This is a genomic window from Methylobacterium sp. WL116 (genome assembly GCF_008039455.1).
In the GTDB taxonomy this organism is placed as follows: domain Bacteria; phylum Pseudomonadota; class Alphaproteobacteria; order Rhizobiales; family Beijerinckiaceae; genus Methylobacterium.
Window position 1 is genome coordinate 1 of the sequence record NZ_VRUV01000622.1, and the last position, 2,417, is coordinate 2,417.

The window sequence follows — 2,417 nt, forward strand, 5'->3', positions numbered from 1 at the left end:
CGACCGCACGAGGCCGGCTCCGGCATCAGCGGCGCAATCACGGCCCATTCCGCATCGGTCAGGTCGGTTTCGTAGCGCAGGCGCGAACGGCTATGCTGCCGGCGAGTGGTCGGGGTCCACATGGCACATCCAGATCAGGCTTCAGCACCCTTCTGGAATCACCGCCATCCCGGCCACTCAACCCCTGCCGGATGTTATCGGACGGGCTCTCAGGCCTGATGCCCTTAAAATCCTTGGGCAGAAAGCTGTCTGATCACCGTGTTGGTAGGGATTGAGCAACTCTATACTCGGCCCTCTAAATAGCAGCGCCAAAGGCTGACAAAGCGGCGCGGCCTGCTTCGCTGGCGTCTTCGCGCGTCGGATACGCTTCTGGCGAGACCCGGACCGAAACGCCATTCGCGTCCGTCAGATGCCACCGGAAATCCTCACTACTCTCTTGGCAAGGCTCTACGGTGACAGCGAGAGGTGTAGGGGCATCCATAGTTTATGCACCCTCGAGCGGATCGTGACCCCAGTTCATCAGAGAAAGCCGCCACGGCGAGTCTTGCACAGCGTCTTTATCTTTCGGACCGCCTTGCTTCAGATGTCGATGTACATAGCCGACGACTTTGCGCATATGCCTATAATCCTCATCTGAAAGTTGAGAATTCTTTTTATGCAAAATCTCGATAATGCGACGACCTTCCTGGTGACCAGCCGCCTCGGTGGCACCATCCTTCTTCTGGCCGACCGATTGACTTGCGTCACTCTTCAGGAACTTCTCCAAGGCAAACGCCGTCATATTCACAACTGACTTAAATTCTTTATAGATCATCTCGCGGTCTTCATTCTCAGCCATCGCATACCTCCAATCCAGCGATCAACGTGAGGCCGCTACCTGTGTTCCGGAATTGTCCTGCGACGGAAGCGCTGTGCTTCGTGCCCCGAGTGCTACGCTCTATGCCACGCTTTCCGCCATTCCACTGCGTGATCCCCTCCAACGGTAGAAGTGTCAGGACCCTTGCGCCGTATTCCCGACGTTAGATTTCCCGCCACGCTACCCCGACAAGTTTCAACCGATTTGTTCCTCAGCTGTTCCACACCGTGATGGCCGCCGGGAAAACGGTCGGATAACGCCTTCCGGGGCGCTAGCCAGGCGACGAGCAGGAGGTACCCAAATATGCAATAGGCGAGCCGGCCTCCATGAGATAAAGATCATAAGAGGCGGCCGCACAAGCAACGTAACCAATCTACATATATTCAAGCTATTCAACTATTCGTAATTTCTTGTCAGAGACCTTTACCAATGTCGGACAGGATACGATGACTCGAATATCGTCATAGTCCATGTCGCTACCAGCGTTCGGCGGCCGATCTTCCCAGCCGTAATACATGTACTTGTTATCGCTACAACTCGCGGTCGCCGTGGTGGGATTGTGGGTCGTATGGCTATTCGGCAAGATGCCCCCGTCCGACTTACTCTTGCATTGGCTCAGGGTGTCGCAGACAATCGTCTCCAAAATCGGATTTGAGACCATGTTAATCGGAGACAGAGTGGTTCCGTTGTACACGCGATAACCCTTCATACTCACCGACTGTACGCGTGTTCCCGTATCAATGGTCATATCGGTATAATACTCGTAAGTTTCTTGATTCGTATCGTTCCATGCGGATTTGTTGCTGCGAGCGTTTCGAACGTTATGCAGCATATAGCTTGGCGCTTCGTTGGCGCCACAGGTGGGCAACGTGGCTTTAGAGTAATCTGTCGAAGGCGTGCCATTGTCGGCAATGGCGACTATGCCTCGGCGACCCTTGTCGGCCTGGGCTTGTCGCTTTGGATCGGACGAGTAGCAGTACATGTAGATACGGTTGTAGTCAGCAGCTTCAGGTGACAGCTGGCTAAACGTTGGCGGGCTGGTCTGGTAGACAGGGGCAACTCGATTGACGGTCGTGGCAGTCCCGACTGTAATCTGCCTTGGCATGCCGGGTAGAAGGTGCAAGAGGCTCGTCTTCACCGTCGTCGAGATTGTCACCCGGTAGTTCGCGCCATCAACCCACGTACCATTAACTTGGAAGCCGTTGGTCGTCTTGACCGAACCCAGTTGCGAGGTGAGCTGAGCACTGGCCAGGCGCAAGCCCTCGGTGGCAGCGGCGACGGTGTCAGCGTTTGCAACCAACAGGGCGGTCGCATCGGCCACGCTGGCTTCGACAGCGCGGATACGCACAGCATTGCCGTAGTCAATCGCGAGGCCGCTCGCACCGACGAGGAGGGGCAGGGTGAGCCCAAAAATCACTATGACATTGCCGCTTTCGGACCTGACAAAGGAAGCCAATCGACGCTGCCTACCCCGCTGCATGGGCACCTCCCAACGTAGCCGCCGCTTAAAACCGGACAAACCGTGCAGCATACGAGGCATACATATACAACCAGTCTTAAA

Annotated in this window: 2 protein-coding genes and 1 pseudogene; all 3 read right to left on the minus strand. The window is 55.6% G+C overall.

The genetic code is table 11. The features are described from left to right. A pseudogene (locus FV223_RS25395) lies at positions 1 to 122 on the minus strand (IS5/IS1182 family transposase); the annotation flags it as partial. Between the two features lie 362 nt (positions 123 to 484). Beyond that, a complete protein-coding gene (locus FV223_RS25405) occupies positions 485 to 838 on the minus strand; it encodes a DUF3140 domain-containing protein (protein WP_147729545.1) in 354 nt (117 codons plus the stop codon). 406 nt (positions 839 to 1,244) lie between these two features. Continuing rightward, positions 1,245 to 2,396 (minus strand): TadE/TadG family type IV pilus assembly protein, encoded by a 1,152-nt coding sequence (locus FV223_RS25410; protein ID WP_246689808.1) that lies wholly within the window; start codon positions 2,394 to 2,396, stop codon positions 1,245 to 1,247. Positions 2,397 to 2,417: the final 21 nt, after the last annotated feature.